The sequence below is a fragment of the Micromonospora sp. AMSO12t genome (assembly GCF_008806585.1).
GTDB lineage: Bacteria > Actinomycetota > Actinomycetes > Mycobacteriales > Micromonosporaceae > Micromonospora > Micromonospora reichwaldensis.
Genome location: NZ_WAAS01000565.1, coordinates 1 through 392 on the forward strand (window position 1 = coordinate 1; position 392 = coordinate 392).

Below are 392 nucleotides of genomic sequence, written 5' to 3' on the forward strand. Positions count from 1 at the left end.
GCCACCCGGGCCGGCGTCGTGCGCGCGCTGGTCACGGCCGACGCCATCGCCGTCGAGATGCGCCGCCCCCGGCTGTACGACACCGCGACCGCCACCCTCGGCGGACTGACCCTGCCCGGCACGGCCGTGGACGTGGGCAACCCGCACCTGGTCTGCGCGCTGCCGGCCGGGCTGGACCTGACCGCGCTCGACCTCACCCGGGCCCCCGACGTCGACCCGGCGGTCTTCCCCGCCGGGGTGAACGTGGAGTTCACGGCCCCCGGCGAGCCCGTCGACGACACCGACGGCCACGTGCTCATGCGCGTGTACGAGCGCGGCTCCGCCGAGACGCTCTCCTGCGGTACGGGCGCCTGCGCGGTGGCTGCGGTGGCCCTGCGCGACGCCGGCCGGGA

The 392-nt window shown here is 77.6% G+C and carries 1 pseudogene; it reads left to right on the plus strand.

Annotated elements, in window-relative coordinates:
- A pseudogene (locus F6X68_RS32970) lies at window positions 1-392 on the plus strand (diaminopimelate epimerase); the annotation flags it as partial.